Source organism: Methylocystis echinoides (genome assembly GCF_040687965.1).
Lineage (GTDB): Bacteria > Pseudomonadota > Alphaproteobacteria > Rhizobiales > Beijerinckiaceae > Methylocystis > Methylocystis echinoides_A.
Genome location: NZ_CP156084.1, coordinates 3,576,003 through 3,602,904 on the forward strand (window position 1 = coordinate 3,576,003; position 26,902 = coordinate 3,602,904).

The following is a 26,902-nucleotide window of genomic DNA, read 5'->3' on the forward strand; positions in this document are numbered from 1 at the left end:
CTTCAAAGCGCAGTTGCGCGCCTTGGCGGCTATGGGAATGGAAACTTACTTTCTCGCCGTCGCGCCGGTCTTGTCGATCGTCGGCGTGCAGGGAGACGGCTGGTGGACGCATTACCGGGAGCAGACCGGAGACCTCGGCGCAGACGCCCGCGGAGAGGCGACGCTTTCCAGTATCTCGAATTTTCGCCCGGGCGTCTTGCTGGGAAAGCTCGCAGCGAGAAGGCGCACGTCTGTCTTCTGGCGCACGATGCCGGCGCGGCTCGCGGATGCGCCTGCAAGCTTGCGCGACTTTATCCGGTCGCATCAGATCGAGGCGCTGTTGTGCAATCACTATTTCAACCTGCCGCTCGCGCGAAGAATCCAGAAGTGGAGCGACGGCGTGAAGATCGTTTGCGAGACGCAGGATATCCAGAGTCGACACATGATCGTCAGCGACCCGCGGCATCCCTTGACGGGCGCCCCGGGCCATTACGAGCAGTATTTTCGCGACGAGCTGCGTTGCTGCGGCGCAGCGGATGAGTTCATTCATCTCAATGAGGAAGAATTCAGCGTATTCGCGAAGCAATTGCCGACGAAGAGACATCATCTCCTCTATCCCGCTCTCCCCCGGCCGCCTCGCTTGGAGCGCTCACCCAAGCTCGATATTGATTTCCTCATCGTCGCTTCCAACAACCGCCCGAATTTCAATTCGCTTCGTTGGTTTCTCGACGAGGTATGGGATCGCAAACTCAACAGGTCGGCGCGGCTTCGCATCGTTGGCAATGTCGACGTCGCCTTTCAACACGAGGCCAGCGATTATCTGACGCGCTATGGACCGATCTTCATGGGCCGCGTCGACGACGTGGGGCCGTGGTACCATCGGGCGCGGACGGTTCTCGCGCCGACGATCGAGGGACAGGGGATTTCGATCAAGACGATCGAGGCTCTCTCCTATGGCCGCCCCTTTATCTACTCGCCCCTGGCGGTGCGCGGTTTCGATCGGCAGATTGGGGAAAGCCTGCCCGGGCTTTGCCGGTCGGCCGCCGAATTCAAGTCGGCGATCAAGGCGCGCCTCCCCTCACCATTCCGCCTTCCCAAGCGCGAGATCAACAAGGAGGCGCTCGAGATTTACGAGACGCTTTTCGCGCCAGAGGCCTATCAGAGGCGGTTCCAGCAGATTTTCGCGCCCACGGATCGGTAGCGGAAGTTCGAGTTGTTGAAGGAAAATCGCTATGTCAGAGTTGGTTCAGAGCATCATCGACTATCAGGGGTCGCGCGGCGGGGCGCACAAGGCCGGCACGCTGACCGCGGCGCCGCTCGAGCGGATCGAATGGTATTTCCAAAATTATTTCAAGGGACGGCCGGTCCGCTCGGCGGAGACGGGTTGCGGCGCGTCGACCATCGTCTTTTCGACATATGCGACGCATCACACGGCTTACACTTATGACGACCGCGCCGACGAAAATTCGAGCGTCAATTTCGCCGTTGAGTGTCCGGGCTTCAACGCCGCCGCCGTGAAGTGGGTGTTCGGCCCGACGCAGCGGACGATTTTCTCCGATCCTTTGGATCAGGACGTCGACATTGTCCTCATCGACGGACCCCACGGCTATCCCTTTCCCGAGCTCGAATATTTCGCTTTTTACCGTCGCCTCGCTCCCGGCGGGATTTTGATCCTGGACGACGTCCACATTCCCACGATCAATAATCTCTATAAGGCGCTGCTGCAGGACGACTCGTTCTACTCCCACGGCCTGGCGGCGACCACGGCCTATTTTCAACGCTCCGACCGGCCCGCCTTCGATATGGAGGGAGATGGCTGGTATCTGCAGCGATACAACGTCCAGCGGTTCCCTGCGATCCACCACGAGGATGTCAGCGTCGGTCATCATCTGCCGCTGAAATTTGCTTTCGACGGCGTCTTCGAAGGCGCCCCGCTCGCGCGCGGCTTTTCGTTCCAGAACGGCCGCCCGGTGAGCGAGGGCGATCTGTCGATCGTAGAGGTCAAACTCGCCCCCAGCGCGCCGAAGCGCGTGCGGCTCGCGCTCGACATCGAGCCGATCTGCGTCGAGGACCGGCTCGCACAGACGCCCATGGTCAAGATCTGCATTGCGGGACAGGTCGTTTACAATAGCGAGTTCACGGACTCCAGGCGCCGCACCATCGAATTCGAAGCCGAGACGGACGAATCCCCGACGCTGCGCATCGAGTTCTGGCACAGCGGCCTGCTGCGCGTGAACGATCTGCCGAACTGGCGCAAATCGCCCTGGGTCTGGTTCGACGGGCGGCTGCTCAATTTCTGGCTCCATTCCTTGAGCCTTTCCGACGCCGGCGTGGCGGAAGAGGCGCCCAATGTCGTCAATCGCGTCGCCGGACAGGCGTTTTCCTTCGACTACGCCGGCGAGCGCCTGACCTTTTTCGTCGACGATCCGGTCGACCCCGTTCAGCGCTTTCACGCAGCGGGACAATTCGCCGATCTGGCCGAGCTCGACGCCGTGCAGCGCCTCACGCCGGCGGGCGCGCGCATTCTCGATCTCGGCGCCGGCGTCGGCAACCACGCGGCGTTCTTCGCCAAATATGCGGACGCGGCGCGGATCGCCTTGTGGGAGCCGGACCGTCGCAAGCACGGCCTGCTGCGCCTGAATATGGCGCTCAACGGCGTGGCGGGCGCGGATTTCTCGCTGCTCCCGCAGGACGCGACGGCGGCGCCGTCTTTCCCCGGCCTCCTCGCCAATGGCGCTTTTCAAAACCAGAGCTTCGATCTCATCCGCTTCGACCAGCCCGGCGCGGAACTGGACTTCATCGAGAACGCCAAAGCGCTCATCGGCGAAACCAAGCCGCTGCTGATGATCCATGTCGGCGCCGACAACTTCAGGCCTTTTCTCAAAAAGGCCGATGCGCTCGGCTATATCGTGGCGTGGCAACATCAAAAGTCGGATCGGGCGTTGACCTACATTCTTGCCGACAAACCGTCGAAGCCGTTGCGCACGAAAGACAAATCCTCCCTGCTCCGCCCGATCGACTGGTTTCGATCGCAGAGCCGGAGCGCGGCCGGCGAGGCGACGGAGAGCCTTGTTCAGAGGCTCGATGCGCTGGAAGCGGAGAACGCCCTGTTGCGTAAGGCGCTGTCCAAAGCAGCGGGCGATAACGTCGCTTCCGCGGACGGGCCGAAAGCTCATTAAAGCGCTGAACGCGCTTTGGCCGCGCCGATGCGCCGGAATACAGAATCAGCTCTCGGGCCGTCGCCTTGCATTTTGCAGGCGCGGCCCGAGCGCTCCGCCGCGGCTCCACTCGCGGCGGCGTACAAAACGAAAATCTTTCATTTCCACTAAGTTACTTTCTAATTTTGCTTTTTCCATTTTCGACGTCGCACGCCCGATGTCGGGCGCGCCATACAGCATACAGCATTCTTGACACACGCCAGGACGCGTGCGAATGAAGCTTGGTCTTGACAGTAAGGTTTGGCCTCAGAGAGACGCAGAGGACCGCACGTCTGCCGGCTGACGAGACATCAGTTTGAATAAGCAGAACCCATTTGTAAGGAACCGAGCATGGCTACCGCTACTACCACGGTGCAACAGGCGATCGATGGTCTCTACATTACGCTTTACAATCGCGCGGCCGATAGCACGAGCTATCCGGGGTGGGGCGGTTTTCTCGGTCTGACGCCGACGCAGGTTGCGGGCCAGATCGCGACGTCGGCGCAGTATAAGGCGCTCGCCAACGCCTTCATCAATCCGCCCGCGGGTTCCGCCGGCGCCGCCAATGTCGCCGCTTATTACAATCAGACTTACGGCAGCCTGAACAACATCCAGTTCATCCAGGCGCTCTATCAGAACCTCGGCGGTCTGCCGGGCGAGTCGGCGGGCGTTCTCTACTGGTCGGGCCTGCTCAACGCCGGCCAGTCGCGCGCCGATGTGCTCGCGCAATTCGTCCAGGCCTTCCAGACCTATGATCTGTCGAGCCAGGCGGCTTCCGGCCTGAATGCGGCGGATTACGCCAACGCGCTCATCCGTCAGCAGACGTTCAACAACAAGATCCTCGTCTCGCAGTCCTACGCCTCCGCGTCGTCGACAAACAAGTTCCTGATCCCGGGCGCCGCGGACGCCAATGACCCCGGCTACAAGGCTGCGACCAACGCCATTCAGGGCGTGGGCGCCGACCTCGCCTCGGTGCAGAACGCGCAGGGCCAGATCAACGCCGCCGTTGCGGCGGGCAATGTGACGCCGATCGTCGGTCAGACCCCGCCCACGCTGCCGGGTTCGGGCACGACCTATACGCTCACGACCAGCGCCGACACCATCACCGGCACCGCGGGCAATGATACGGTCAACGGTCTGGTCGACGGCACGACCGCGGCCAATTCTACTCTCACGGCTGCGGATTCGATCAACGGCGGTCTGGGCTCCAACACCCTCAACATCACCGCGCAAGGCGGCGCCCTCGACGTCATCAACGGCGCGCTCGTCTCAAATATTCAGACGGTCAGCGTCCGCGCCGTTGGCACGGCCGGCGTTACCTTGGACGCCACTAACACGCCTGGCCTGACCAAGGTCATCTCCAATCTCTCCACCCAAGGCGTCACGGTTACGAAACTCGCCACGGGCGCTACCGCGCAGATCAACGGCAACGGCGCTGTGACGAACGGCAACTTCTGGTTTGGCTACAAGACCGCCGCCGACGCCGCGACGCTCAATGTGAATGGCGGCACGACGGCTGGTAACGTCACCATCTCCTCCGCCCCGACGGCCGTCACCCTCACGTCGACCGGCGCCGCGAACGAGATCGGCACTGTCGCGCTGGGTGGCGCGGCGACCGGCTTGACCGTGAACGCGACCACGAACCTCAAGACCGGCAACATCACCGGTTTTACCGGCACAGCGTCTACGATCACCGTCTCAGGCGCGGCGACGACCGTTGACCTGGCCACGATCGAGAACACCACTGTAAAGACGATCGATGCGTCTGGCCTCACGGCCGGTGGCGTCACCGCCACTCTGAACAATAATACCGGCATCAAGTTCACGGGCGGCGCCGGCAACGACACCATCACCACTGGCGCGATCCTTGTTTCGGGCGCCTTAGTCGATGCGGGCGCCGGCAATGCCGACGCTCTCGTCGTGGCTGCTGGTAACCAAATCACCGCAACAACCGGGGCCCTTTACAAGAACTTCGAGGTCCTGGCCGTTGCGGGCGGTCAGACTTTCGATGCGGACAATCTCTCGGGGACGAATACCATTGGTAAACTCGTCCTTGCCGGCGGCGGCGCGCCGGATGTGTCCAACCTGAACGCCGCCACCGCGGGCAATGTGCAGATCGTCGCTTCCAATACGCCGACGATTGGCGTCAAGGGCGCGACCACGGTGGGTCAGCTCGACACGGTCGTCATCGAAGCCAACGATAATTTGACGGCCGTGAATACGATCACGATCACGACTCCCGTTCTGGCTGGCATCGAGACTCTCAAGCTCACGGCGACCGACAACATCACTGTCTCTGCGCTTACGAGCGCAACGGCTCTGACGAGCGTCACGGCGACGGGCGCTGGCACTGTCAGCATCACGACCGGTAACGTGGCCGCCAACGCCAATGAGTCGATCGACTTGAGCGCCGTGACGGGCGCCAACAACGTCATCAACGCGTCGGCCGCAACCACCAATGGCTTGAGCCTGATCGGTTCCTCGACCAAGGCGACAACCATCACCGGCAGCTCGCAGGCGGATGTCATCAAGGGCGGCGCCGGCAACGACACGCTGTCCAACGAAGCCACTGGCGTCACGGCGACCAAGGGAGACTTGCTCACCGGCGGGGCAGGCAATGACACCTTCGCGCTCTACGGCAGCAACGCCAGCGCGGCCATTGCGACCAGCCAATCCGGCGCGGCGACGATCCTCGACTTCACGGTCGGGACCACGACGACGAGCGGCGACATCCTGCAGCTTTCCGCGACCCAGGGTAACTACGGCTCCGGTACGGCCTTTGGCGCGTCGGTCGCTGCGGCTGCTCTCGGCTCGGTGACGGTGCAGAACCTTGCTCAAAACTCGACTGCGGCGATGGCGGCGGGTCTCGACGTCGTGAAGTTGACGACCGGCGTCGCGACTGCGGGCCTCACCTTGCAGCAGGCGTTCGACGCGGCGATCGGTTCCGGCTCGATCACTGGCGCGACTGCCAACAGCAGTTACTTCGTGTCGTTCTACGACACGACGAACTTCAAGGCCGTAATCGCCATCGTCGACGACTCGAATGGCACGAACAATGTCATCCAAGCGGCGGACGCCGTGACGATCGTCGGCTCGATCAACATGACCGCGGCCGATTACGCGAACTTCGGCGTGAATAACGTTCTGCTCGTCGCGTAACCCGACTGGGGGACCGAACCTGATTTCAGGAACGACATTGAACGGGGCCCCTCGGGGCCCCGTTTTGCGCTCAGGAAGTGAGTCACCCTCGCTTTGGCGACCTTGGGTAGATGGGCGCTTTTTTTTCATTTGATGAGGGTGACAAGCGGCTTCTGCAGCAACCCGTCCGAATGCAAACGCATTGATTTCGCTTCCAGGGCACAATCGCGAGTGAACTCACAAGCGCGACGCAACAACGCCCACTCCTCAAATTGACAAGCTAAAGCTAAGCCGTATAAAACGATCTTGCGGTCGCCGCGCGCCCTGATGGGCAGCGCCTGATTGGCTTGCAGCAGCAATCGACCCTTCGTGTCTGGCAATGCATCGTCGCTTTGGGAAAATCGCTCGAGAGATGAAAGGTGCCTTCGCCGACGAGGTGCGGGGGCAGCTCGAACGCGCCGTTCGTCGTGGCGATCGCGGCGCGCGCGGTCCTGCCTTGACGATCAAGGGACGGCCGTTCATCGCCTTGACGCTCGCGAAGAAGGCGCTGCGATCCATGGTCGGGCGCAAGCAGGAGCCCCGCCTGCCGCGACTCGTCGTGGTGAATACATTCAACTGCTGGCCGCCGCATGGCGGCGGACAAATCCGCATTCTCAATTTCTACAAGACGCTGAGCGAGCGCGCCGACATCACGCTCGTTTCCCTCGCGCCGTCGAGCTGCGCTTACAGAACGCTCGTCTTCAACGAGAACTTCCGCGAATTCGTCATTCCCGCGACGCGCAAGCAATATTCCTGGGAAGCGAAACTCCAGGAAGCGCTCGGCGTCTACGCGACCGACATCGCCGCGATCGACAATCTTTCGCTCACGCCGGATTTCGCAACCGTGTTGCGTCTGGCGCTCCACGACGCCGACATTGCGGTCGCGGAGCATCCCTATTGCTTCCGCACGCTGCGGCAGGTGTGGAAAGGCCGCGTGATCTATCACGCGCATAATGTCGAATATGTCTTGAAGAGCGCCATTCTCCCCAAGACCGAGGCGGGCGACAGAGCCTTGGCCGCCGTCGCTTCCGTCGAAAAGGAATGTTGCGCCGCCGCCGATCGAATCTTTGCCGTCAGCAAGTCGGACGTCGACGCGCTGAACGAACTCTACGGCGCGCCCAAGGAGCGGATGTTCGTCGTGCCCAATGGCATGACGGTGTCCGACGCGCGCGACCTGTCGCATGTCGAGCGCGAGCAGAACAAGCGCGCGCTGGGATTGAGCGGCAGAGTCGCTGTCTATGTCGGCAGTATGCATCCGCCGAATGTGGAAGGCGCGCTCGCCCTCCTCGACATTGCGCGCAAATGCCCGAACTGGCTCATCGTCTTCGTCGGCTCGATGTGCGACTCGCCGCGCGTGCGGCAAGCGGCGCAACCGCAAAACACGCTGATGCTGGGATGCCTGTCGGAACAGGAACTCGACCGACTGCTGTGCGCCGCCGATCTCGGGCTCAACCCGATTGTCAGCGGATCGGGCTCCAATCTGAAAATGCTGACATATATGAAAAGCCGCTTACCGACGTTGACGACGCCGATGGGCAACAGAGGCTATGAATTCGGCCGCGGCCAATGCTTCGTGGCCAATATCGAGGATTTTCCCTCCGAGCTCGACGCCATCGCCCGAATGGACGCGACCTCGCTCAGCAGCATCGCCTCGAACGGCTATGAAGCCGCGGTCGCGCGGTTCCAATGGAAGGACATCGTGCAGCATGCGCTCTTGGAGTTCGAGGGAACCTAGCGCGGCGCGATGGTTGGCGCGCAACGTCACGACGCCGCGCGCCAGTTCGTTACATCATGGACGCCATGGCGGTCTTGATGTCGTCGATCGTGACATAGCCATTGCCGGCGCGATCGATCTTCGCGAAATTGGCGTAGACCCGCGGCATGCCGGCCTTGGCTTCGTCCTTTGTGAGCTTGCCGTCGCCGTCCTTGTCGGCGGCGGCGAAACGGCTCTCCATCTGGGCGACGGATTGGGCCTGCGCCGCGCCGGCGCACAATAGGGTCATCGCAGTCACAAGCGCCGCGGCGCTGATCACTTGTTTCATTCCCTTGTCCTTGATTGTTAGCGCCCGCGACGGATTGCTGTAAGATCGCCCGGGCTTACACTTTAAGGTTGACCTTCGCACTGTTGCGCAAACTGGCTCACGCGTCAAAGGGACGGGTTTTTACCTCGTGGATCTTGCCGCTTTTCATCTGCCGAGCCGCGCCGAGATCAATCCGGCGCTGACGCAAATCTCGACGCTCATCGAGGCCTCCGGCGTGATGGCGATCGTCGTCGCCGCCATCGTTTCGACAATCGCCTTTCTGCAAGGCGGACTGACATCGGGCGACTGGCAGAGCGCGCTGCGCCGCTATCGCGCCAATCTCGGCCGGGGCATTCTGCTGGGCCTGGAGCTTCTCGTCGCGGCGGACATCATCGGCACAGTGGCCGTGACGCCCTCGCTCGAAAATCTCGCCGTGCTTGGCCTGATCGTCGTGATTCGGACATTCCTGAGCTTCTCGCTCGAGGTGGAAATCGAGGGACGCTGGCCCTGGCGGCGCGAGGACGCGATGCGGGGGGACACGCGCCCGCAGTTGTAAACATTTCAAAAAACCATGCGTCCCCGGCGCCTTGCGCTGATGGCGCCTGACCGGTTAGATACGCCCGCCTCAAATCAATTCCGTCTCAGAATTGCTACGATCCAATAATATCCGTATTTGGATTGCAGGCTGAAAAGCCGGGGCATGAACAGAAACATTCTGGAGGAACGCATCGGATGGCGCGTATTGTTTCGATAATAGTGACGGCGCTCGTCGCCGGCGCGATTGGCTTTGGCGTCGGCGTCTATGTCGCGCCGAGCGAGGGCGTCGCCTCCCTCCGGGCGGCGATCGACAAGCTGACGGCGCCGAAGACCGAGGAGCCGGCCACGCCTGCCGAGTCCGCCGCGCCGGCTGAATCCGAAGCGCCGAAGGAGCCGGACGTCTCCGCCACGCCGCCGGCCGAGTCGGCGCCCGCCGCCGAGGCGCCTGCCGCTGAAACGCCGGCCGCCGCCGAGACTCCCGCCCCTGCGGCGTCCGAACCCGCGCCGGCCCCTGCCGCCGAAGCCCCCGCGCCTGCGGCCGAGCCCTTGCCGGCGACGGCTGCGCCCGCCGCTTCGGAGACGCCCGCTCCCGCGCCCGAGCCGGCCGCCGCCGAAGCGCCCAAGCCGAAGCCGAAGCCGAAGGCCAAACCGAAGCCGAAGCCGAAGCCCAAGGCTGCGCCGGCCGAGGCGGCCCCCGCCGAAGAGCCCGCGGGCCAATAACGGGACTAGACAAATTTGCGGCCGGCGTTTGAAAGACGCCGGCCGTTTTGTTTTTAAGCCCGAAGACGAAGCCCCTTGAGGAGCTTGCGCAGCAGGCGTCTCGAAGGACGAGGGGCGTTTACGCCTCCTGTGTCTTTTTGATTGCCGATCGGCGACGGCCGCGGTCATCGAAACCTCATCGCAGCATCACAGAACCCTCATCTCCCCCTCACATGAGGCTGCTAGGAACGGCGCGCCGATGGGTCGATCGGCGCATCTAGGGGGATGTCATGTCGAAAGAGACCACCCATGCCGCCGGGGATGCGGCGGAAAAGAAAGACAGCAACACGGGCAAGCTCGTGGGCGGCGGAATCGCCGCGGTGATCGGCGCCGTCATCGGCGCCCTCCTGATCGGCGACTACGCCATTCTGCCGGCGGCGAGCGTCGTCGGCCTGCTCGGCGTGGCGCTGGGCGCGGTCTTCGACTGAGTAAAGGTCGAAGTTTTGAGAGCGTAAGCATTCAAGGACGCGTTTTAGCTAACAACCTTTGGCGCCCCTGAGGCGCCGCACTCTCAACGCCCCGCCACAAGCGGGGCGTTTTTTATCTCGGCGGCCCTGCTTGACCGGCTGGCGAATATGAGAACATTAGAAGAACAATTCTCTTCTCGCAGCTGACCGTGACGCCATCGCCCCGCTACGCCGAGCTTGCGGCGACCACCAATTTTTCCTTTCTCCGCGGCGCGTCGCATCCGGAGGAAATGACCGCGGCGGCGCTCGACCTCGGCCATTGCGGCGTCGGGATCGCCGATCGCAATTCGCTCGCGGGGGTGGTGCGCGCCTTCTCCTATTTGCGCGCGCATCGGGAGCGCGCCGGGGACTTCCGTCTCGCGGTCGGCGCGCGCCTCGTCTTTCGCGACGAAACGCCCGACATCCTCTGCTATCCGACAGATCGCGCCGCCTATGGCCGCCTGTGCCAGCTGCTGACGCGCGGCAATCTGCGCACGCAGAAGGGCGACTGCGCGCTCTACCTCGACGATCTCATCGAATTTGGCGCGGGCCAGCATGTCGTCGTCATGGAGAATGGCGCGGAGAATGGCGCGCCGCCCCCTGCCCTTCTCGAGGCGCTGAAGGGCCGCGTCTGGCTCGCGGCGACGGCGCTTTACGGCCCACGCCCGCGCGCCCGCCTCCTGGGCCGCATCGCCCTGTCGGAGACGCTCGGCCTGCCGCTCGTCGCGGTCAATGACGCGCATATGCATCTCCCCGAGCGCCGCCCGCTCGCCGACGCTTTGACCTGCATCCGCGAGAAGACGACGTTGACCGACGCGGGCTTTCTGCTCGCCGCCAACGCCGAGCGTCATCTCAAAAGCGCGACGGAGATGGCGAGGCTTTTCCAGGATGCGCCGCAGGCCGTCGAGGAAAGCGCGCGCTTCGTCTCGGCGCTCGATTTCCGCCTGACCGATCTCGCTTACGAATATCCGAGCGAATTGCGCGAAGGCTTCGCGAGCGAACAGGAGGCGCTGGAGGCGCTCTCGCGCGAGGGCGCGAAACAGCGTTATCCGCAGGGCGTTCCCGACACGGTCTCCGCGCTGCTCGAGCGCGAGCTCGCGCTTGTCGCAGAGCTTCGATACGCGGCTTATTTCCTCACCGTGCACGACATCATGCGTTTCGCGCGCAGCAAGGGCATCCTCGCCCAGGGGCGCGGTTCGGCGGCCAATTCCGTCGTCTGTTTTTGTCTCGGCGTCACCGAAGTCGATCCGACGAAGCATGATCTGCTGTTCGAACGCTTCGTTTCCGCCGCGCGCAACGAGCCGCCGGACATCGACGTCGATTTCGAGCACGAGCGGCGTGAAGAGGTGATCCAGTATATTTACGCGCGTTTCGGCCGCAAACGCGCCGGGCTCGCCGCCGCCGTCACGACCTATCGCGGCAAGAGCGCGATCCGCGAAATCGGCAAGGCCTTCGGCCTCTCGACCGATCTCGTCGGACGCCTGTCCTCTGCGGCCTTCGGGCGCGGAGCCGAGGGCGGCGCCCGGGCGCATGACATTGCCCGCCTCGGCCTCGACGTCACGGAGCCGCGCTTCGCCAAGGCGCTGGCGCTGGCCGAGGAGATCGAGGGCTTTCCCCGCCATCTGACCCAGCATTCCGGCGGCTTCGTCATCACCCGCGACAGGCTCGACGAAGTGGTCCCCGTCGCGCCGGCCGCGATGGAGGGCCGCAGCACGATCGAATGGGACAAGGACGATCTTGACGCGCTCGGCCTGCTCAAGATCGACGTGCTGGCGCTCGGCATGCTCACCTGCCTGCGCAAGGGCCTCGACCTTCTGCGGATGCACTATGGCGTCGCGCATCGCCTCTCGACGATCCCGGCGGAAGATCCCCGCGTCTACGCGATGATCTCGCGCGCCGACACGATCGGCGTCTTCCAGATCGAGAGCCGCGCGCAAATGTCGATGCTGCCGCGCCTGAAGCCGAAATGCTTCTACGATCTCGTCATCGAAGTGGCGATCGTGCGGCCCGGCCCCATCCAGGGCGACATGGTGCATCCCTATCTGCGCCGCCGCATGGGCAAGGAGGCCGTATCCTATCCTTCCAAGGAGCTCGAGCAGGTGCTGGGTCGAACCTATGGCGTGCCGCTGTTTCAGGAGCAGGCCATGCGCATCGCCATCGTCGCGGCGGACTTCACCCCTACCGAGGCGGACCAGCTTCGCCGCGCCATGGCGACCTTCAAGCGCGCGGGCCTCATCGGCGGCTTTCGCGACAAGATGATTTCGGGCATGGCGCGCAAGGGCTATGACCGCGACTTTGCCGAGCGCTGCTTCAGCCAGATCGAAGGCTTCGGCACTTATGGCTTTCCAGAAAGCCATGCGGCGTCTTTCGCGCTTCTCGTCTACGCCTCCGCCTGGCTGAAATGCCGCTATCCGGACGTCTTCGCCTGCGCGCTTTTGAACTCCCAGCCCATGGGCTTTTACGCGCCCGCCCAGATCGTGCGGGACGCCCGCGAGCACGGGATCGAGGCGCGCGCGACAGACATCAACGCCTCCGACTGGGAGGCGACGCTGGAGGCGACCCCCACCCCTAACCCCTCCCCGCAAGGGGGAGGGGGATCGGATGGCCATTATTGCAAGGGTTCAATCTCACACACATGGGCGCGATCCCCATCCCTCCCCTTTACGGGGAGGGTGGCCCCGCGAAGCGGGGTCGGGTGGGGCGCCCCAGATCACCAGGCGAGAGCGTCGACCCCCACCCCTAGCCCCTCCCCGCAAGGGGGAGGGGGATCAGAGCGTTCTTCTTGCCAGAGCCCCCGTCCAACCGCCCCGGAACCTCTGCCTCTCCACCCGCGTCACGCCGACATGGCGGGCGACATCCTCGGCGACCACGCCATCCGCCTGGGCTTCAGTCAGATCAAGGGCGTCTCGGAGGAAGACATGCGCCGCCTCGTCGCGCGGCGGGGCAAGGGCTATGATTCCGTGCGCGACGTCTGGCTGCGCGCCGAACTGTCGCCGGCGACGCTGATGCGACTCGCCGAGGCGGACGTCTTCGCCTCGCTCGGCCTCTCCCGTCGCGATGCGCTGTGGGCGGCGGCCGGGCTGAACCGCGCCGGCGACAGAGACGATCTGCCGCTGCTGCGCAGCCTCTCCTTCGCGCCGCTGGAGCCCGACGCTCATTTGCCGCCCATGCCGCCCGGCGAAGAAATCGTCGAGGATTACCGCTTCCTCTCCCTCTCGCTCAAAGGTCATCCGGTCGCTTTTCTGCGGTCCCGGCTCGAGGCGCGCGGCGCCCTGCCCTGCGCAGCGCTGGACCGCTTTCCAGACGGCGCGGGACGGCGCGTGACGGTCGCCGGGATCGTCCTGCTGCGGCAAAGACCGGGCACGGCCAAGGGCGTTGTCTTCATGACGATCGAGGACGAGACGGGACAGGCCAATATCATCGTCTGGCCGAAACTCCTCGAACGCCAGCGCGCTGAGATCATCGGCGCCCGCTTCGTCGCCATCGCGGGCAGGCTGCAGAAGGAATCAGGGGTCATCCATGTCGTCGCCGAGCGCGTCGACGATCTCTCCGCCGATCTGCGCCTGCTGGAAAGCATGCGCGTCGCGAAGGGCGAAGCGATGCCGAAGGCCCGCAACTTTCACTAGGGATTGCGTTGCCGTGAATTTACCACGAAGGTGGGCGCGGGCCGCTCGGGCGGAACCATTGCTGTCCCGCGCCGTTTACCTGCGGCTCATCGCCAATGAGAAAAAATTAAGGGGAGCAAATACATGCGCAAATCTGTTTTCGGTCTGGCTTTTCTGTCGGCCGCTCTTGCCGCCGCTGCGGCGCTGGCCGCGCCCGTCACTAGCCCCGCGAATGTGCGCTTGGGCCCCAGCCCGAAATTGCCGGTCATCGCGACCATTCCAGCCGGCGCCGATGTGCAGGTGCTGGATTGCGGCGGCGGCTGGCGGCGCGACTGGTGCAAGGTCGCCTATGGTAAGGTGAAAGGCTATGTCGCCGCCGGCGTGCTCGCGCCCTCGGGCAATGACGTCGTCGTCGCGCCGGTGGTGACCACTGAGCTCGCGAATCTTTACAAGGGACCGGGCGTCAAATGGGCCGTGATCGGCCCTGTGCCGGGCGGCTCCACGGTGAACAAGGGCGCCTGCGTCCCCGGTTGGCAGGCTCGCTGGTGCATCGTGAATTACAACGGCCAGGTCGGCTATATGATGGAGAACCTTCTCGAGCGCCAAGGCGCCCTCTTCCCCATGTAAGCCACGCGGCGCGGGCGGCCCTCGCCCGCGCCTCCTTTGAAATGCGGCGCGAAGTTTCTATCTTCGCCTTTCCGTTGGGCGGAGGACAGGAATGAACGCGCCGTTTATGCACGCCGCAGAGCGCGTCTCCCCCCTGGTGCGCCGCGTGACCGCGCCCAACGCCGGGCCTTTCACCTATACGGGCACCTGCAGCTACATTGTCGGCGCGGGCGACGTCGCCCTCATTGATCCCGGTCCCAATGATCCGCGTCACGTTGCGGCGCTGCTCGACGCCTTACGGGGCGAGCGGCTGCGCTACATCCTCGTGACCCATACGCATCGCGACCACTCGCCCGCCGCGCGACCTCTGAAGGAGGCGACCGGCGCCATCATCGCAGGTTGCGCCCCCTATGCGCCGCCTCCCGACATCGGCGTGACTGGTCCCGGTCTCGACGCCTCGCACGACACGGCCTATGCGCCCGACGTGACTTTGAAGGAAGGCCATCGTCTGGATCTCGGCGGGGCGACGGTCGAAGCTCTCGAGACGCCTGGCCACACGACGAACCATCTCTGTTTCGCCCTGCGCGACGAGAAGGCGCTATTCACGGGCGATCACGTCATGGGATGGTCGACCACGGTGATCGCGCCGCCGGACGGCTCGATGACGGACTACATGGCGTCAGTTGAACGAATGCGCCAGCGCGACGACGCGATCTATTGGCCCGGCCATGGCGATCCGGTGCCGGAGCCGCAGCGCTATCTGCGCGCCCTGCAGCATCATCGCCGCGCCCGCGAGGCGGCCATTCTTCAGCGCCTCGACGCCGGCGACGACACGGTCCCCGCGATGGTGGCGCGTATTTACGAAAGCGTGGACAAGCGGCTGCACGGCGCTGCGGCCATGACGGTCTTCGCCCATTTGGAAGACCTCGTCCTGCGCGGCCTCGTGGAGAGCGACGGCCCGCCCTCTCTCGCAGCGCGCTATGCGCGGAAGTGACGGGCCTTAGCGCTCGCCATCCTGCGGCAGCAGGATCACCACGTCATTCTTGTGCACGCGGCCGAGACGCTTGCGCGTCTCTTCTTCGAGAACATCGGCGTCGATCTTCTCGCCCTTGATCAAAGCAATGCGCGCTTCCCACTGCATGCGCTCGAACCGTAAGAGGTCGCGCTCCTGCCGGAGTTGCGCAAGCTTCTGCTCATATTCCTCGCCGGTCTTGAGCCCGCGCTGCCCGTTGACGCCGTGCCAGACGAAATAAGAGGCCACCGTCCCCGCCACGCAATAGAGCAGGACGGGGAGCACCAGCGAGCGAAGGAAGAGACGGAATCTCAACATGAGAATTACGTTAACGCCAACTTGTATAGCGAGCGTTAACGACCTTACCGCCTGCCGCCCCGCGCGACGCGCTCGATTTCCGCGCGCACCAGCCGCTCGACAATCACGGGCAGGTTATCGTCGAGCCATTGCTTGAGCATGGGACGCATCATCTCCTGCGCATATTGCTGCAACAGGCCGCTGTCGTTGAGAAACATGCTCGCCGTGAGCGCCTGGAAGTGCGAGGCGACCGATGACGCCGTGTCGTCCGAAACCAGCGTATCCTGCGCGGGCTCGTCGTCAGCCGCCTCGTCCGCCGTCTCGTGCGCCGTCTCGAGCGTATCCAGATCAATGTCCGGCTCGTCGGTCTCTTCCGGCGCCTGCGCCTCGTCGGCGTCCAAGGCAGGCGGCGGCGCGGCGCGATGCAGGCGGAGCTGTCGTATTTCGACGACGGCCGCGGGCGGCGGCGCGGGTTCCTCCGCAGCAGCCGCCGAGGCGGCGTTCTCAGCGTCGACTGCCGGCGCGGCGTCGAGCGCGGGCGCGGGATAGGCGTTCTGCACGGCGGGCCCGGACGCTTCGGCTTCAGCCTCGGTTGCGAGACGCTGGCGCGTCTCACGTTCGCGGCGACCGAGCGGCGCGACCTGATCGTCGGAGATGATGCGCCGGATCGAGGCGAGAATTTCCTCCATCGACGGCTCGTGCGCGCGCATCTCGTCCTGGAGAGAAGGCGACGGTGCGGACGCGTTCGCTGCGCTCATGGCGTGCTTTCCAAAATGCTTCGCGTCTCGCTGCGACGCGACAGGCCTTGACGATGTGTGACGGCGCAGCCGATGCGAATCAACTCGTTGCTAAGGAATTCCACACCTTTCGCGGCGCGCTGTCACCCTTGGATCGCGTTATCGCCCGTCCGGCGTATCGACGCCGATCCATTTGGTCTTGACCTGCTCGTAATGGATGCTCGGGTCGTAGAGCGCCACATCGAGTTGCAGTTCCTGCGCCGAGAGGCGGCCAATGGAGCCCAGCACGGCGTAGGAGGCGACGACCCGGTCGCGCTGCGAGATGACCAGGCTGACGCGCGCATTGAGCAGCGCCTGTTGCGCGTTGAGCACGTCGAGCGTCGTGCGCTGGCCGACCTTCGCCTCTTCGCGGACGCCGGCGAGCGCGGTCTCCGCCGCCTTCACCGCCGCCTGTCCAGAAATGATCGAGGCTTTTGCGGTTTCGAGCAGTCCGTAGCTCGACACGACGCTCGCCCGCACGCTGTCGCGCTGCAGATCGGCGTTGAGCCGGGCCTGCCCCAATTGCTCCTTCGCCTGTCGAATTGAAGCGTATTCGGCGCCGCCCTGGTAAAGCGGCACATTGAGCTGGCCATAAGCCTGCGCGGTGAACTGGCGCGTTCCCGGAAGACCGAGGAAGGAGTCCCATTGCTGAGAAACCTGGGCGTTGACCGCCACCGTCGGCGCCAAAGCGCTCTCTTGAACCTTGACGGCGAGTTCCGCGGCGTCGACCTGATGCAACGCCGACACGACGCCCGGATGCTCGACGAGCGCGACCTCGATCATCTCGTTGAGAGACCTCGGCAGCAGAGGCTCGAGAGAGCGGCCGGGCTCCAGATTTCTGGGCTCGTCGCCGATGATTTGGCGGTAATTGGCGATGCTGTTCTTGAGCTGCGCCTGCGCGGCGTAAAGATCGGAGCGCGCCTGCGCGACGGAGGCCTCCGCCTGCGCCACGTCGGTGCGAGTCACCTCGCCCACCTGAAACCGGTCCTGCGTCTGCTTGAGCTGCTGCTCGAGGACGGAAATGTTGTTCTTGCGCAGATTAACGACCGCCGTGTCGCGCAGCACGTTCATATAGGCGGTCGCGCCGTTTTGCAGGATCGCCTGCTCAGTCAGCCGCATGGTCGCGCGCGCCGCGAAAACGCTCGACTCCGCCTGTCTGACGGAGTTCGTCGTGCGGCCGGCGTCGAAGACATTTTGCGACATGTTCAGCGTCGCGCCGCGGGGATAGCCTGTATATTCCTGGCTGAAAAACTGCCGCTGTCCGGCGCCGCCGGCGCTTTGCCCGCCGCCAAAAGAGGGAAAGCGCAAGTTGCCGTGCAGCGGGCCAGCCTGGGCCTGGATATTCGCCTTTGGACGCATGCCGGAGAGCGCCTTGGGCATGTCCTCGTCGCGAACGCGGACCGCGGCGCGACTCTGGTTGAGGTCGGGATTGCCGGCGTAGGCCCGCGCCAAGGCGGAGAGAAGCGTTTCGGCGCGCGCCGGGCTCGAGAGGGCGGACAGCAGCGCCGCCGTAGCGATTGCCCTGCGCGCAATGGATCTGAGGCGGGCCGCCTGCGGCTGGCTCATCGCCGCGCTGTCCATTCCTGCCTTCCCCTCAAACTGTTCGGCGGAACGCCGAAGACACGACAAGCCGACCGCCGCGCAAACGACGATTCGCGACGATACGCGGCACGGGAAACGCTAAAAACGCGATGGGGCGAAACAGCGGCGTCAGAAGCTGAAGCCGGGCGCTTTCGCGAAACCTTCCAGGGTTGGCGCGTTGACGCTCAGCAGCGACACGCGTCCAGCGGCCTGGCCGCCCTGGCGCTCGAAGCGCACGACATGCTGACCCGCGCCAGCCTCGGGCGTTACGATCGCCAACAGTCGGCCGTTCGGGGTGAGTTGCGCAAAGAGCGTCTCGAGCCCGGCCTCGACACCGCCCTCGACATAGATCAGGTCGAAGGGCGCCGCCGCGGGAAAGCCCTGCTCCATCGGTCCGGCCTCGACCCGGACGTTGGCGACGCCGATGGCCGAAAGCCCGTGAGCGGCGCGCTCGGCAAGTTCCGGATCGCTGTCCAGCGACACGACTTCGCCGACGAGGCCAGAGAGAATCGCCGCGGAATAGCCAGCGCCGCCAATTGCGAGGACCTTCTCGCCCGGACGCGGGGCGCCGCCCTGGAGCATGCGCGCCAGCACCAGGGGCGGCAACAACGTGCGGCGACGGCCGGCTGCGCCCGTCACCGTCACGGCGAGGTCCGAATAGGCGACCGAGGACTGGCTCGACGGCAGAAACAACTCGCGCGGCACGTTGAGAAACCGTTCGAGCAGCGGCACGTCCGTCAGGTCGAAGGGACGCAGCTGGCGTTCGACCATGGTGCGTCGCAACTCGGCCGCCGCAAGCCCCTGCTCCGCATTGCGACGAACCGTCGCCACCGCTGCTTCCGACATTCGCTTCCCGGCGTTCGCCGGCCTCTTTTACCGCAGATTCGCCGGCTCGCCGCCGACGATGGCTTTATAGGTTCAGGCTCAGGCCATGTCCATGGCCGCTGAACCGGCGGCCTTCTTACGCTTCCGTTCAAGGAGGGTCAGACCAGCCTCGCCGAGCGCCCGCATCTGGTCGAGAGTCGTGTTGTCGAGCACGCGGGCGATGGCGTCGCGCGCCTCCAGCATCACGAGGCGCACCGCGCAGTGCGTCTCGTCGACGCAGTCGTCGCATCGGCGATATAGCCTGCGGCTCGCGCACTGAATTGGGGCCAGTGGACCGTCGAGCGCGCGCACGAGATTGCCGACGGCGATCTCCCCCGGCGCCCTGGCCAGCATGTAGCCGCCGCCCTTGCCTTTCTTGGAGTGAACGAAGCCAGCGTTGCGCAATTCGCTCAGAATCGCGTCGAGAAATTTCTTGGGGATCTGGTTTTCCGACGCAATGTCGGCGACGAGCGCGGTCTGGCCGGGCTCGACGCCGGCGAGATAGACCATCGCCTTGAGCCCGTATTTGGCTTTTTTCGTGAGCATTCGACAGCTTACCACAGATTCGGCCGCCGTGCGCGAACAGCCGGACGAGTTGGACGTTACGTCAGGTCGGGACCCTGCTGTCGTGACTTAATCACACATTCGATCTTTTTAATATATGGGCACGCCCTTGACGGCCTCGTTTTCCGGTAGCTTATTAGTTTAGTAGATTGAGGGATTGACTGGCTCCCGCTTTTGCGCCACTTATTCGACAGTGCTGATATGTGCCTCGTACTAATGCACATATATAGAGCGTGAATAAGCAGGAGCCCGTTCCATGTTCGCCTTCGCCGATGCGCTCCACGCGTTCAATCCGCTCTATTCGGTGTCGGGCTTCGTGGTTGGAACCCTGGTTGGCTTCACGGGGGTCGGCGGCGGATCGCTGATGACGCCGATCCTGGTGTTGCTGTTTGGCGTCGCGCCGACGACGGCGGTGGGCACTGATCTGCTCTACGCCGCCATCACCAAGAGCAATGGCACGCTCGTCCACGGATTGAACGGGACCGTCGACTGGCGGATCACCCGGCGCCTCGCCTGCGGCTCGCTGCCCGCAACGATCGTCACGCTCATTACCCTCGCCTGGCTCGGCAAGACCGCGGGGCATGCGGCGAATGGGCTCATCACCTCGGCGCTCGGCTTTGCGCTGCTGCTCACCGCCGGAGCCATCCTCTTCCGCCGCTGGATTTTAGACTACATCGCCCACCACCTCGACAATCTGACCGACCGCCGCGTCGCCGGGCTGACGATGGCGCTCGGCGCGTTTCTGGGCGTGCTCGTGTCGGTCTCCTCCGTGGGCGCCGGCGCGCTCGGCATGACCGTCCTTCTTGCGCTCTATCCGCGCACGCCGACGGTGCGTCTCGTCGGATCGGACATTGCGCACGCCGTGCCATTGACCTTCGTCGCCGGCTTCGGGCATTGGCTTCTTGGCGGCGTGGACTGGCTGTTGCTTTTCTCGCTGCTCGTCGGCTCCCTGCCCGGCATCGCCATTGGGAGTCATCTCGCCGCCCGCGTGCCGGACCATTATCTGAGGCCGGTGCTGGCGACGATGATGGCGGCGGTCGGCGTCAAGCTGTCGATCTAGTTTTTCTCGGAGCAGGACATGTCGAACGACAAGCCTTTCACGCCGCCCGCCAAGCCGGGCCGCGGCCGCATCTATGATTCGATTACCCAAACCATTGGCGATACGCCGCTTGTGCGGCTCGACCGCCTGGCCAAGCAAAAGGGCGTCAAAGCCAATCTCCTCGCCAAGCTCGAGTTTTTCAACCCGATCGCCAGCGTCAAGGACCGCATCGGCGTCGCCATGATCGACGCGCTGGAGAAGGCCGGCAAGATCACCCCCGGCCAGTCCGTGCTGATCGAACCGACCTCCGGCAACACCGGCATTGCGCTCGCTTTCGTGGCGGCGGCGCGCGGCTACCGGCTCATCCTCGTCATGCCCGAGTCGATGTCGATCGAGCGGCGCAAGATGCTGGCGCTTCTGGGCGCCGAACTCGTGCTGACGCCCGCGGCGCAGGGCATGAAGGGCGCGCTCGCCAAGGCCTCCGAACTCCTCGCCGAGACGCCCGGCGCGGTCATTCCGCAGCAGTTCGAAAATCCCGCCAATCCCGAAATCCACCGCGTCACCACGGCCGAGGAAATCTGGAACGACGCCAACGGCCATGTCGATTATTTCGTTTCGGGAGTCGGCACGGGCGGCACCATCACCGGCGTCGGTCAGGTGCTGAAACAGCGTAACCCGTCGCTGCGCGTCGTGGCGGTGGAGCCCGAGGATTCAGCCGTGCTGTCCGGGCGGCCGCCGGGACCGCACAAGATTCAGGGCATCGGCGCCGGCTTCGTGCCGCCGATCCTCGATCGCGGCGTCATCGACGAGATCGTGACGATCGGCAATCAGACGGCTTTCGAAGCGGCGCGGCTCCTCGCCCGCGTCGAAGGCATTCCGGTCGGCATTTCCTCCGGCGCCGCCGTGGCCGCCGCGCTGGAAATCGCCAACCGGCCCGAGGCCGAAGGCAAGAACATCGTGCTGATCATTCCGTCCTTCGCCGAGCGCTATCTGTCGACCGCGCTGTTCGAAGGGCTTTGATAAACGGCCGCTGTAAAGCGCGCTAGCGCCCCTCCTGCTTCGAGACGCCGCCTTCGGCGGCGCCTCGGCATGAGGGGCTTTTGCACCAGCGTGCGTCCTTGAAGGAAGAGGCCGCCTCGGATTACTTCTTGGATTCCGCCGCAGCGAAGCCCTTGTCGCGCAGATAATGGCGGCCATAGGCGCCGGCGACATAGCCGACCGCGCAGATCACGAAATAGACGACGATCAGAAAGCCGCCGCGCTGATTGGCGTTGTGGGCCTTCTCCAGCAGGCTGGTCAGCGCGCTTTGATCCATAAACTTGTCCGAGACGACGCCGCAGCCCACCGCCAGCAACGGCACCCACCAGGACGGCAGCCTGAACCATCCGAGCGCCACCGCCGCCGCGAAGGCGACGAGGCCGAAAAGTTGGACAAACTGGAGAAAGATTGACTGCGACACGAGCCCGATGAAACGGAGCAGTTTGAGCATTTCGCACCCCTTTTGAGGTCCTTAGACCGGTTTTGGCGCGATCTTACACATTCGGGAGGTGCTGCGCGAGAGCCTCCAGAACGGCCATGCGGACGGCCACGCCCATCTCCACCTGCTCGCGGATCAGCGAGCGCGAGCTGTCCGCCACGGCGGAATCGATTTCGACGCCTCGGTTCATCGGACCGGGATGCATCACCAGGGCGCCCGGCGCCGCATAGGAGAGCTTTTCCTCGTCGAGCCCATAGAAGTGGAAATATTCCCGCGCGCTCGGCGTGAGCGCGCCCGACATGCGCTCGCGCTGCAAGCGCAGCATCATGACGATGTCGGCGCCGGCGAGGCCGCTGCGCATATCATGATGCACCTCGACCCCGAGCCGGCCGAGGCTGTCCGGCGCCAGCGTCGACGGGCCCACGACGCGCAGCCGTGCGCCCAGCGCCGACAGCAGCAGAATATTCGAGCGCGCGACGCGGGAGTGCAGAATGTCGCCGCAGATTGCGACAACGAGCCCCTCGATGCGCCCCATGTTGCGGCGGATCGTCAAAGCGTCGAGCAGCGCCTGGGTCGGATGCTCATGGGCGCCGTCGCCGGCGTTCACCACCGAGCAATCGACCTTGCGCGCCAGAAGGTGGGCGGCCCCCGCCTGAGCATGGCGGACGACGATGATGTCCGGCCGCATGGCGTTGAGCGTCATCGCCGTATCGAGCAGCGTCTCGCCCTTGGATTCGGAGGAGCGCGCCACCGACATGTTCATGACGTCGGCGCCGAGCCGCTTGCCCGCGATCTCGAAGGAGGCCTGGGTGCGGGTCGAGGGCTCGTAGAACAGATTGATTTGCGTGCGCCCGCGCAAATTCGAGCGCTTCTTCTCAACCTGCCGCGAGACCTCGACCGCCTGCTCGGCCATGTCGAGCAGCGTCTCTATGTCCGGGCGCTTGAGCCCTTCGATGCCGAGGAGATGGCGGTGCGGAAAGGTTCTGGCGTCGGCCTGCATGGCGACGTCTATAGCAGTTTTGTCATGGGCCGCGACCTGCGGCGGGAAGAAATCTCCGCTTCGCCGCGCCAGACCTCGCGCGCGAGGCCGGGCACGACGGTTGCATCGTCGCGCCCGGCACGACCCACGCCTTGATTTATGCTCCATCCGAGCATATCTGGGCGTGAAGCCGGGGTTGCAGGCGCCGTCGCCTGTCATTAAGCTTCGGCTAATGGGAGCTCCGGGCGGCCGCCGCCTCGGGGTTTTTGTAGGACCCTCTTATACTCAGAATGAGCATAAGAGACCGAGAAGGACAAGAAGGGCACGGGAGCCATGACCTTCCCTACCGCCGAACTCGAACTTCCGCGCGCGCGGGAATGTGCGCCACAGCGCCGCTTTCCCACGCTGCCCCGCCCGAATCTCGACTGGACGCCGGAAGTCGAGGCCGCGACCGCTCATCTTTATGAGCGCGTCGCCAAGGTCATCCCGCCGGTCGAGTGGCCGTTCCACGCCCCTTATGTGAAGGCGATCAACGACCTCAAAAAGGCGCGCAACGCTGTGATCCTCGCGCATAATTACCAGACGCCGGAAATCTATCACTGCGTTTCGGACTATATCGGCGACAGCCTCCAGCTCGCCAAGCTCGCGTCTCAGTCCGACGCCGACGTCATCGTGCAGGGCGGCGTCTACTTCATGGCCGAGACGTCGAAGATCCTCAATCCAGAGAAGACCGTCCTGATTCCCGACGCAAAAGCCGGCTGCTCGCTCGCCGCGTCGATTACGGCCGCCGACATCCGCGCGTTGCGCCGCGAATATCCCGGCGTGCCGATCGTGGCTTACGTGAATACTTCCGCCGAGGTGAAGGCGGAGGTCGACATCTGCTGCACGTCGTCCAATGCGGTGAAGGTCGTCGAGAGCCTCGGCGTCGACCGCGTCATCATGGTTCCCGACCGCTTCCTGGCGCAGAACGTCGCCGCGCAGACCAAGGTGAAAGTGATCGCCTGGCATGGGGCCTGCGAGGTTCACGAGCTTTTCACGGCGGAGGAAATTCTCGGTTTCAAGGCGGACCACCCCGGGCTGAAGGTGATCGCCCATCCCGAATGCCCGCGCGAGGTCGTGGAGGTTTCGGACTTCTCCGGCTCGACCGCGGCGATGATCGACTATGTGCGCAACACCAAGCCTGCGCGCGTGATGCTCGTCACCGAATGCTCCATGGCGGACAATATCGCGGCGGAGACGACGGGCACGCAATTCGTGCGGCCCTGCAATTTCTGCCCGCATATGAAGCTTATCACTCTGCCGAAGATCCTCGACGCCTTGCTGCAGATTCGCGAGGAAGTGATCGTCGATCCGGCGACGGCGGCGCGCGCAAAGCGGAGCGTGCAGCGGATGATCGATCTGGGGTGAATGCCCCTTTCGTCCCTCCCCCACCAGAGGACGTCTACAAAGACGCCTCAGTTTGTTGACAAACCTGCGAGGCGGCCTCGTCGCGCGTCGCGCGCTCCTCGGATGAGGCCGAAGTGATCCAGGCAGACGCCTCTTCCCGCGAAAGCGGGGGGAGGGTTGGGGAGGGGATAAAAAAGACATGCCATCTAAAGACATGCCATCTCTCGTAGCCACCCTCGCCGAAATCGACGCCGCCAACGCCGAGGATCCCCGCAAGGTCGATGGCGAAGCCTTCGAGACCCTCTACGCCGAGCGCATGAGCGCGCGTCTCGCGGCGATCTATCCGGAGGCCTCCGATCTTTTGAAGATCGCCGCCCGGGCGCAGCATCTGCGCCGTTGGGAGATCCCACGCGCCGACTATCCCGAGGGACGCAAAGGCTACAACGACTGGCGGCGCGCCTGCCGCGCTCATCACGCCCGTCTCGCCGGGGACATCATGCGCGCCCATGGCTACGACGAGGCGGCGATCGCCCATGTCGGCGCGCTGATCCGCAAGGAGCAGCTGAAGAAAGACAAGGAGTCGCAGGCCTTGGAGAATGTCGCCGCGGTTGTCTTCCTGGAACATTACTTCGAGGACTTTCTCGCCAAATACGACGGCTATGACGACGAGAAGATCGTCGACATTCTCGGCAAGACCCTGTGCAAAATGTCGCCCAAGGGGCATGCGGCGGCGCTCGCTTTGCCCCTGCCCGACCGCGCCCGCGCGCTCGTCTCGGCCGCCGTGGCGCGGGAGGCGGCGGCGCTCGAGCGACTCGCCGCCGTCTCGCTCGATTAGCCGATGCCGGGAATGCTTCCTCCTATCGTCATTGTCGGCGGCGGCCTCGCGGGCGTCTTCTGCGCGCTGAAGCTCGCGCCGCGCCCGGTCGCCATCCTGGCGCCAACGCCCGTTGGTTCGAGCGGCTCCTCTTACTGGGCGCAGGGCGGCATTGCGGCGGCCGTGGAGGAAGGCGATACGCCGGAGCGGCATGCCGACGACACCGTCGCGGCGGGCGCCGGGATCGTCGATCGCGAGGTCGCGCTCGGCATGGCGCGAGAGGCGCGCGACCGCGTCGAGGATCTCGCCGCGATGGGCGCGCCCTTCGACCGGCGCGACGGCGGCGCCTTCGCGCCCTCGCGCGAGGCCGCGCATTCGCACCGGCGCATCGTGCGGGTCATGGGCGACGCCGCCGGCCGCGCCATCATGGAGACGCTGGAGCGGGAGGTCGCGCGGATCCGTTCCGTCACTGTGGTCGACGGCTACTCGGCGCAGCAGATCATCATGCGCGGCCAGCGCGTCGTCGGCGTACGCGCTCGCCACGCCTCCGGCCGCCTCTGTGACATCCCCTGCTCGGCGCTGGTGCTGGCGACGGGCGGCGTCGGCCACTTGTATCGGCTCACCACCAATCCGGTCGAGGCGCGCGGCGTCGGCGTCGCCATGGCGGCGCGCGCCGGCGCGATGATCGCCGACGCGGAGTTCGTGCAGTTTCACCCGACCGCCATCGACATCGACGCCGACCCGGCGCCGCTCGCGACCGAGGCGCTGCGCGGCGAAGGCGCGACCATCGTGGATCGCGACGGGCGGCGTTTCCTGCTCGACGTCGATCCCGCGGGGGAGTTGGCGCCGCGCGACATTGTCGCCCGCGGCGTCTTTGCGAGCATCAAAGCCGGGCATGGCGCTTTCCTCGATGCGCGCGCCGCCGTAGGGGCTGAATTCCCCAGCCGCTTTCCGACGGTTTACGGAAGCTGCAGGGCGGCGGGCATCGACCCCGTGACTGAGCCCATCCCCATCGCGCCGGCGGCGCATTATCACATGGGCGGCGTCTGGACGGACCGGCGCGGGCGTACGAGTCTCGACGGCCTCTGGGCGATCGGCGAAGTCGCCTCGACGGGAGTGCATGGCGCGAACCGCCTCGCCTCCAATTCATTGCTGGAGGCGATTGTCTTCGGCGCGCGCGCCGCGGCCGACATCGCCGCATCGCCGCTGCCCGACGTCGATTTGCGCATCGCCGCGGATCGATCCGAGTCGCCCATTCACGACCGGGACTTCGCCGTGGTGGAGGAACTGCGCGACCTGATGTCCGCAAATGTCGGCGTCATCCGCGACGCCGCCGGTCTCGCCGGCGCGCTGAAAGCGATAAGGCGTCTCTCCGGGCGCACCAGCGACATCGAAATTTCCAACATGCTGACGACCGCGCTGCTGATCGCAGCCTCCGCCTTCGCGCGGCCCGAGAGCAGAGGCGCGCAGTTTCGCGCCGACTTCCCGCACGCCAATCCCGCCCTGGCGCATCGCTCGCGGCTGACGCTGGCGGACGCCTTGCGCATCGCGGACGAGGCAGGCGCGTGAGAAGCCGGCGGCGCGAACCAATCCCTCCCCTTCACGGGGAGGGTGGGCCCGCGAAGCGGGGTCGGGTGGGGTAAGGCTGCATGGGCAAACAAAGATTGTCGACCCCCACCCCTAGCCCTTCCCCGCAAGGGGGCGGGACAGAGCGCCATCTGGGTGCAATCCAATTCCCTCCCCTTCACGGGGAGGGTGGGCCCGCGAAGCGCGGTCGGGTGGGGCA

The 26,902-nt window shown here is 64.8% G+C and carries 25 protein-coding genes; 15 read left to right on the forward strand and 10 right to left on the reverse strand.

The window, feature by feature from the left end; genetic code table 11:
• Window positions 1-37 precede the first annotated feature (37 nt).
• Window positions 38-1,180 carry a glycosyltransferase gene (locus RVU70_RS17625; protein ID WP_363348655.1) on the forward strand — a complete coding sequence of 381 codons (1,143 nt, stop codon included), beginning with the start codon at window positions 38-40 and terminating at the stop codon, window positions 1,178-1,180.
• 31 nt (window positions 1,181-1,211) lie between these two features.
• On the forward strand, window positions 1,212-3,158 hold the full coding sequence (locus RVU70_RS17630; protein ID WP_363348657.1) for a class I SAM-dependent methyltransferase: 1,947 nt from the start codon (window positions 1,212-1,214) through the stop codon (window positions 3,156-3,158).
• A 45-nt stretch (window positions 3,159-3,203) separates the two neighbouring features.
• Here the strand turns inward: RVU70_RS17630 and RVU70_RS17635 are convergent, their stop codons facing one another.
• Complete coding sequence (locus tag RVU70_RS17635; protein ID WP_363348659.1) at window positions 3,204-3,377, reverse strand: hypothetical protein; 174 nt, start codon at window positions 3,375-3,377, stop codon at window positions 3,204-3,206.
• 150 nt (window positions 3,378-3,527) lie between these two features.
• Between RVU70_RS17635 and RVU70_RS17640 the strand changes: the two genes are divergently transcribed.
• Window positions 3,528-6,335 carry a DUF4214 domain-containing protein gene (locus RVU70_RS17640; RefSeq protein ID WP_363348661.1) on the forward strand — a complete coding sequence of 936 codons (2,808 nt, stop codon included), beginning with the start codon at window positions 3,528-3,530 and terminating at the stop codon, window positions 6,333-6,335.
• 125 nt (window positions 6,336-6,460) lie between these two features.
• Here RVU70_RS17640 and RVU70_RS17645 read toward each other — a convergent pair whose 3' ends face one another.
• The gene (locus tag RVU70_RS17645; protein ID WP_363348663.1) at window positions 6,461-6,673 is read right to left on the reverse strand and encodes a hypothetical protein; all 213 of its coding nucleotides are present in this window, start codon (window positions 6,671-6,673) and stop codon (window positions 6,461-6,463) included.
• Between the two features lie 53 nt (window positions 6,674-6,726).
• Here RVU70_RS17645 and RVU70_RS17650 point away from each other — a divergent pair, with 53 nt between their 5' ends.
• Window positions 6,727-8,088 (forward strand): glycosyltransferase, encoded by a 1,362-nt coding sequence (locus RVU70_RS17650; RefSeq protein ID WP_363348665.1) that lies wholly within the window; start codon window positions 6,727-6,729, stop codon window positions 8,086-8,088.
• 49 nt (window positions 8,089-8,137) lie between these two features.
• Here the strand turns inward: RVU70_RS17650 and RVU70_RS17655 are convergent, their stop codons facing one another.
• Window positions 8,138-8,395, reverse strand: coding sequence for a hypothetical protein (locus RVU70_RS17655; RefSeq protein WP_363348667.1), 258 nt, complete (start codon window positions 8,393-8,395; stop codon window positions 8,138-8,140).
• Between the two features lie 127 nt (window positions 8,396-8,522).
• Here RVU70_RS17655 and RVU70_RS17660 point away from each other — a divergent pair, with 127 nt between their 5' ends.
• The 6 genes from RVU70_RS17660 to RVU70_RS17685 all read left to right on the forward strand — a co-directional run bounded on the left by RVU70_RS17660 (window position 8,523) and on the right by RVU70_RS17685 (window position 15,321).
• Window positions 8,523-8,930 carry a DUF1622 domain-containing protein gene (locus tag RVU70_RS17660; protein WP_363348669.1) on the forward strand — a complete coding sequence of 136 codons (408 nt, stop codon included), beginning with the start codon at window positions 8,523-8,525 and terminating at the stop codon, window positions 8,928-8,930.
• A 176-nt stretch (window positions 8,931-9,106) separates the two neighbouring features.
• Window positions 9,107-9,631: a hypothetical protein gene (locus RVU70_RS17665; protein ID WP_363348671.1), complete on the forward strand. Its 525-nt coding sequence runs from the start codon at window positions 9,107-9,109 to the stop codon at window positions 9,629-9,631.
• A gap of 269 nt (window positions 9,632-9,900) precedes the next feature.
• Window positions 9,901-10,098 carry a hypothetical protein gene (locus RVU70_RS17670; protein WP_363348673.1) on the forward strand — a complete coding sequence of 66 codons (198 nt, stop codon included), beginning with the start codon at window positions 9,901-9,903 and terminating at the stop codon, window positions 10,096-10,098.
• A 188-nt stretch (window positions 10,099-10,286) separates the two neighbouring features.
• Window positions 10,287-13,742: an error-prone DNA polymerase gene (locus RVU70_RS17675; RefSeq protein ID WP_363348675.1), complete on the forward strand. Its 3,456-nt coding sequence runs from the start codon at window positions 10,287-10,289 to the stop codon at window positions 13,740-13,742.
• Window positions 13,743-13,865: 123 nt separating this feature from the next.
• Window positions 13,866-14,348, forward strand: a complete 483-nt coding sequence (locus RVU70_RS17680; RefSeq protein WP_363348677.1) for an SH3 domain-containing protein — start codon at window positions 13,866-13,868, stop codon at window positions 14,346-14,348.
• Between the two features lie 91 nt (window positions 14,349-14,439).
• A complete protein-coding gene (locus RVU70_RS17685) occupies window positions 14,440-15,321 on the forward strand; it encodes an MBL fold metallo-hydrolase (protein WP_363348679.1) in 882 nt (293 codons plus the stop codon).
• Window positions 15,322-15,327: 6 nt separating this feature from the next.
• Here the strand turns inward: RVU70_RS17685 and RVU70_RS17690 are convergent, their stop codons facing one another.
• The 5 genes from RVU70_RS17690 to RVU70_RS17710 all read right to left on the reverse strand — a co-directional run bounded on the left by RVU70_RS17690 (window position 15,328) and on the right by RVU70_RS17710 (window position 19,403).
• Window positions 15,328-15,657 carry a septum formation initiator family protein gene (locus RVU70_RS17690; RefSeq protein ID WP_363348681.1) on the reverse strand — a complete coding sequence of 110 codons (330 nt, stop codon included), beginning with the start codon at window positions 15,655-15,657 and terminating at the stop codon, window positions 15,328-15,330.
• Between the two features lie 44 nt (window positions 15,658-15,701).
• Window positions 15,702-16,394 (reverse strand): DUF2497 domain-containing protein, encoded by a 693-nt coding sequence (locus RVU70_RS17695; RefSeq protein ID WP_363348683.1) that lies wholly within the window; start codon window positions 16,392-16,394, stop codon window positions 15,702-15,704.
• 138 nt (window positions 16,395-16,532) lie between these two features.
• Window positions 16,533-17,993 carry a TolC family outer membrane protein gene (locus tag RVU70_RS17700; RefSeq protein WP_363348685.1) on the reverse strand — a complete coding sequence of 487 codons (1,461 nt, stop codon included), beginning with the start codon at window positions 17,991-17,993 and terminating at the stop codon, window positions 16,533-16,535.
• 129 nt (window positions 17,994-18,122) lie between these two features.
• On the reverse strand, window positions 18,123-18,839 hold the full coding sequence (locus tag RVU70_RS17705) for a protein-L-isoaspartate O-methyltransferase (protein WP_363348687.1): 717 nt from the start codon (window positions 18,837-18,839) through the stop codon (window positions 18,123-18,125).
• 78 nt (window positions 18,840-18,917) lie between these two features.
• The gene (locus RVU70_RS17710) at window positions 18,918-19,403 is read right to left on the reverse strand and encodes an Rrf2 family transcriptional regulator (protein WP_363348689.1); all 486 of its coding nucleotides are present in this window, start codon (window positions 19,401-19,403) and stop codon (window positions 18,918-18,920) included.
• 274 nt (window positions 19,404-19,677) lie between these two features.
• Here RVU70_RS17710 and RVU70_RS17715 point away from each other — a divergent pair, with 274 nt between their 5' ends.
• Both RVU70_RS17715 and cysK read left to right on the forward strand, forming a co-directional pair.
• Window positions 19,678-20,481 (forward strand): sulfite exporter TauE/SafE family protein, encoded by an 804-nt coding sequence (locus tag RVU70_RS17715; protein WP_363348691.1) that lies wholly within the window; start codon window positions 19,678-19,680, stop codon window positions 20,479-20,481.
• 18 nt (window positions 20,482-20,499) lie between these two features.
• Window positions 20,500-21,480 carry a cysteine synthase A gene (gene cysK, locus RVU70_RS17720; RefSeq protein ID WP_363348693.1) on the forward strand — a complete coding sequence of 327 codons (981 nt, stop codon included), beginning with the start codon at window positions 20,500-20,502 and terminating at the stop codon, window positions 21,478-21,480.
• Between the two features lie 121 nt (window positions 21,481-21,601).
• Here cysK and RVU70_RS17725 read toward each other — a convergent pair whose 3' ends face one another.
• Both RVU70_RS17725 and RVU70_RS17730 read right to left on the reverse strand, forming a co-directional pair.
• Entirely contained in the window at window positions 21,602-21,949 is a 348-nt protein-coding gene (locus RVU70_RS17725; RefSeq protein WP_363348695.1) for a hypothetical protein, read from the reverse strand.
• A 43-nt stretch (window positions 21,950-21,992) separates the two neighbouring features.
• A complete protein-coding gene (locus RVU70_RS17730) occupies window positions 21,993-22,937 on the reverse strand; it encodes an aspartate carbamoyltransferase catalytic subunit (RefSeq protein ID WP_363348697.1) in 945 nt (314 codons plus the stop codon).
• A gap of 312 nt (window positions 22,938-23,249) precedes the next feature.
• On the opposite strand from RVU70_RS17730, the gene nadA reads away from it, so the two are divergent.
• The 3 genes from nadA to RVU70_RS17745 all read left to right on the forward strand — a co-directional run bounded on the left by nadA (window position 23,250) and on the right by RVU70_RS17745 (window position 26,685).
• The gene (nadA, locus tag RVU70_RS17735) at window positions 23,250-24,323 is read left to right on the forward strand and encodes a quinolinate synthase NadA (RefSeq protein ID WP_363348699.1); all 1,074 of its coding nucleotides are present in this window, start codon (window positions 23,250-23,252) and stop codon (window positions 24,321-24,323) included.
• A 178-nt stretch (window positions 24,324-24,501) separates the two neighbouring features.
• Complete coding sequence (locus RVU70_RS17740) at window positions 24,502-25,137, forward strand: DUF4202 domain-containing protein (RefSeq protein ID WP_363348701.1); 636 nt, start codon at window positions 24,502-24,504, stop codon at window positions 25,135-25,137.
• Window positions 25,138-25,149: 12 nt separating this feature from the next.
• On the forward strand, window positions 25,150-26,685 hold the full coding sequence (locus RVU70_RS17745; protein ID WP_405044824.1) for an L-aspartate oxidase: 1,536 nt from the start codon (window positions 25,150-25,152) through the stop codon (window positions 26,683-26,685).
• The last annotated feature ends 217 nt before the right edge of the window (window positions 26,686-26,902 follow it).

Coding starts and splice junctions, on each gene's coding strand:
- RVU70_RS17725 (WP_363348695.1), bottom strand. CDS start 21,949: ATGCTCAAACTGCTCCGTTTCATCGGGCTCGTGTCGCAGTCAATCTTT.
- RVU70_RS17635 (WP_363348659.1), bottom strand. CDS start 3,377: ATGCTGTATGGCGCGCCCGACATCGGGCGTGCGACGTCGAAAATGGAA.
- RVU70_RS17630 (WP_363348657.1), top strand. CDS start 1,212: ATGTCAGAGTTGGTTCAGAGCATCATCGACTATCAGGGGTCGCGCGGC.
- RVU70_RS17640 (WP_363348661.1), top strand. CDS start 3,528: ATGGCTACCGCTACTACCACGGTGCAACAGGCGATCGATGGTCTCTAC.
- RVU70_RS17710 (WP_363348689.1), bottom strand. CDS start 19,403: ATGCTCACGAAAAAAGCCAAATACGGGCTCAAGGCGATGGTCTATCTC.
- RVU70_RS17715 (WP_363348691.1), top strand. CDS start 19,678: ATGTTCGCCTTCGCCGATGCGCTCCACGCGTTCAATCCGCTCTATTCG.
- RVU70_RS17700 (WP_363348685.1), bottom strand. CDS start 17,993: ATGGACAGCGCGGCGATGAGCCAGCCGCAGGCGGCCCGCCTCAGATCC.
- RVU70_RS17625 (WP_363348655.1), top strand. CDS start 38: ATGGAAACTTACTTTCTCGCCGTCGCGCCGGTCTTGTCGATCGTCGGC.
- RVU70_RS17745 (WP_405044824.1), top strand. CDS start 25,150: ATGCTTCCTCCTATCGTCATTGTCGGCGGCGGCCTCGCGGGCGTCTTC.
- RVU70_RS17740 (WP_363348701.1), top strand. CDS start 24,502: ATGCCATCTAAAGACATGCCATCTCTCGTAGCCACCCTCGCCGAAATC.
- RVU70_RS17665 (WP_363348671.1), top strand. CDS start 9,107: ATGGCGCGTATTGTTTCGATAATAGTGACGGCGCTCGTCGCCGGCGCG.
- nadA (WP_363348699.1), top strand. CDS start 23,250: ATGACCTTCCCTACCGCCGAACTCGAACTTCCGCGCGCGCGGGAATGT.
- RVU70_RS17685 (WP_363348679.1), top strand. CDS start 14,440: ATGAACGCGCCGTTTATGCACGCCGCAGAGCGCGTCTCCCCCCTGGTG.
- RVU70_RS17655 (WP_363348667.1), bottom strand. CDS start 8,395: ATGAAACAAGTGATCAGCGCCGCGGCGCTTGTGACTGCGATGACCCTA.
- RVU70_RS17690 (WP_363348681.1), bottom strand. CDS start 15,657: ATGTTGAGATTCCGTCTCTTCCTTCGCTCGCTGGTGCTCCCCGTCCTG.
- RVU70_RS17730 (WP_363348697.1), bottom strand. CDS start 22,937: ATGCAGGCCGACGCCAGAACCTTTCCGCACCGCCATCTCCTCGGCATC.
- RVU70_RS17670 (WP_363348673.1), top strand. CDS start 9,901: ATGTCGAAAGAGACCACCCATGCCGCCGGGGATGCGGCGGAAAAGAAA.
- RVU70_RS17650 (WP_363348665.1), top strand. CDS start 6,727: ATGAAAGGTGCCTTCGCCGACGAGGTGCGGGGGCAGCTCGAACGCGCC.
- RVU70_RS17695 (WP_363348683.1), bottom strand. CDS start 16,394: ATGAGCGCAGCGAACGCGTCCGCACCGTCGCCTTCTCTCCAGGACGAG.
- cysK (WP_363348693.1), top strand. CDS start 20,500: ATGTCGAACGACAAGCCTTTCACGCCGCCCGCCAAGCCGGGCCGCGGC.
- RVU70_RS17705 (WP_363348687.1), bottom strand. CDS start 18,839: ATGTCGGAAGCAGCGGTGGCGACGGTTCGTCGCAATGCGGAGCAGGGG.
- RVU70_RS17680 (WP_363348677.1), top strand. CDS start 13,866: ATGCGCAAATCTGTTTTCGGTCTGGCTTTTCTGTCGGCCGCTCTTGCC.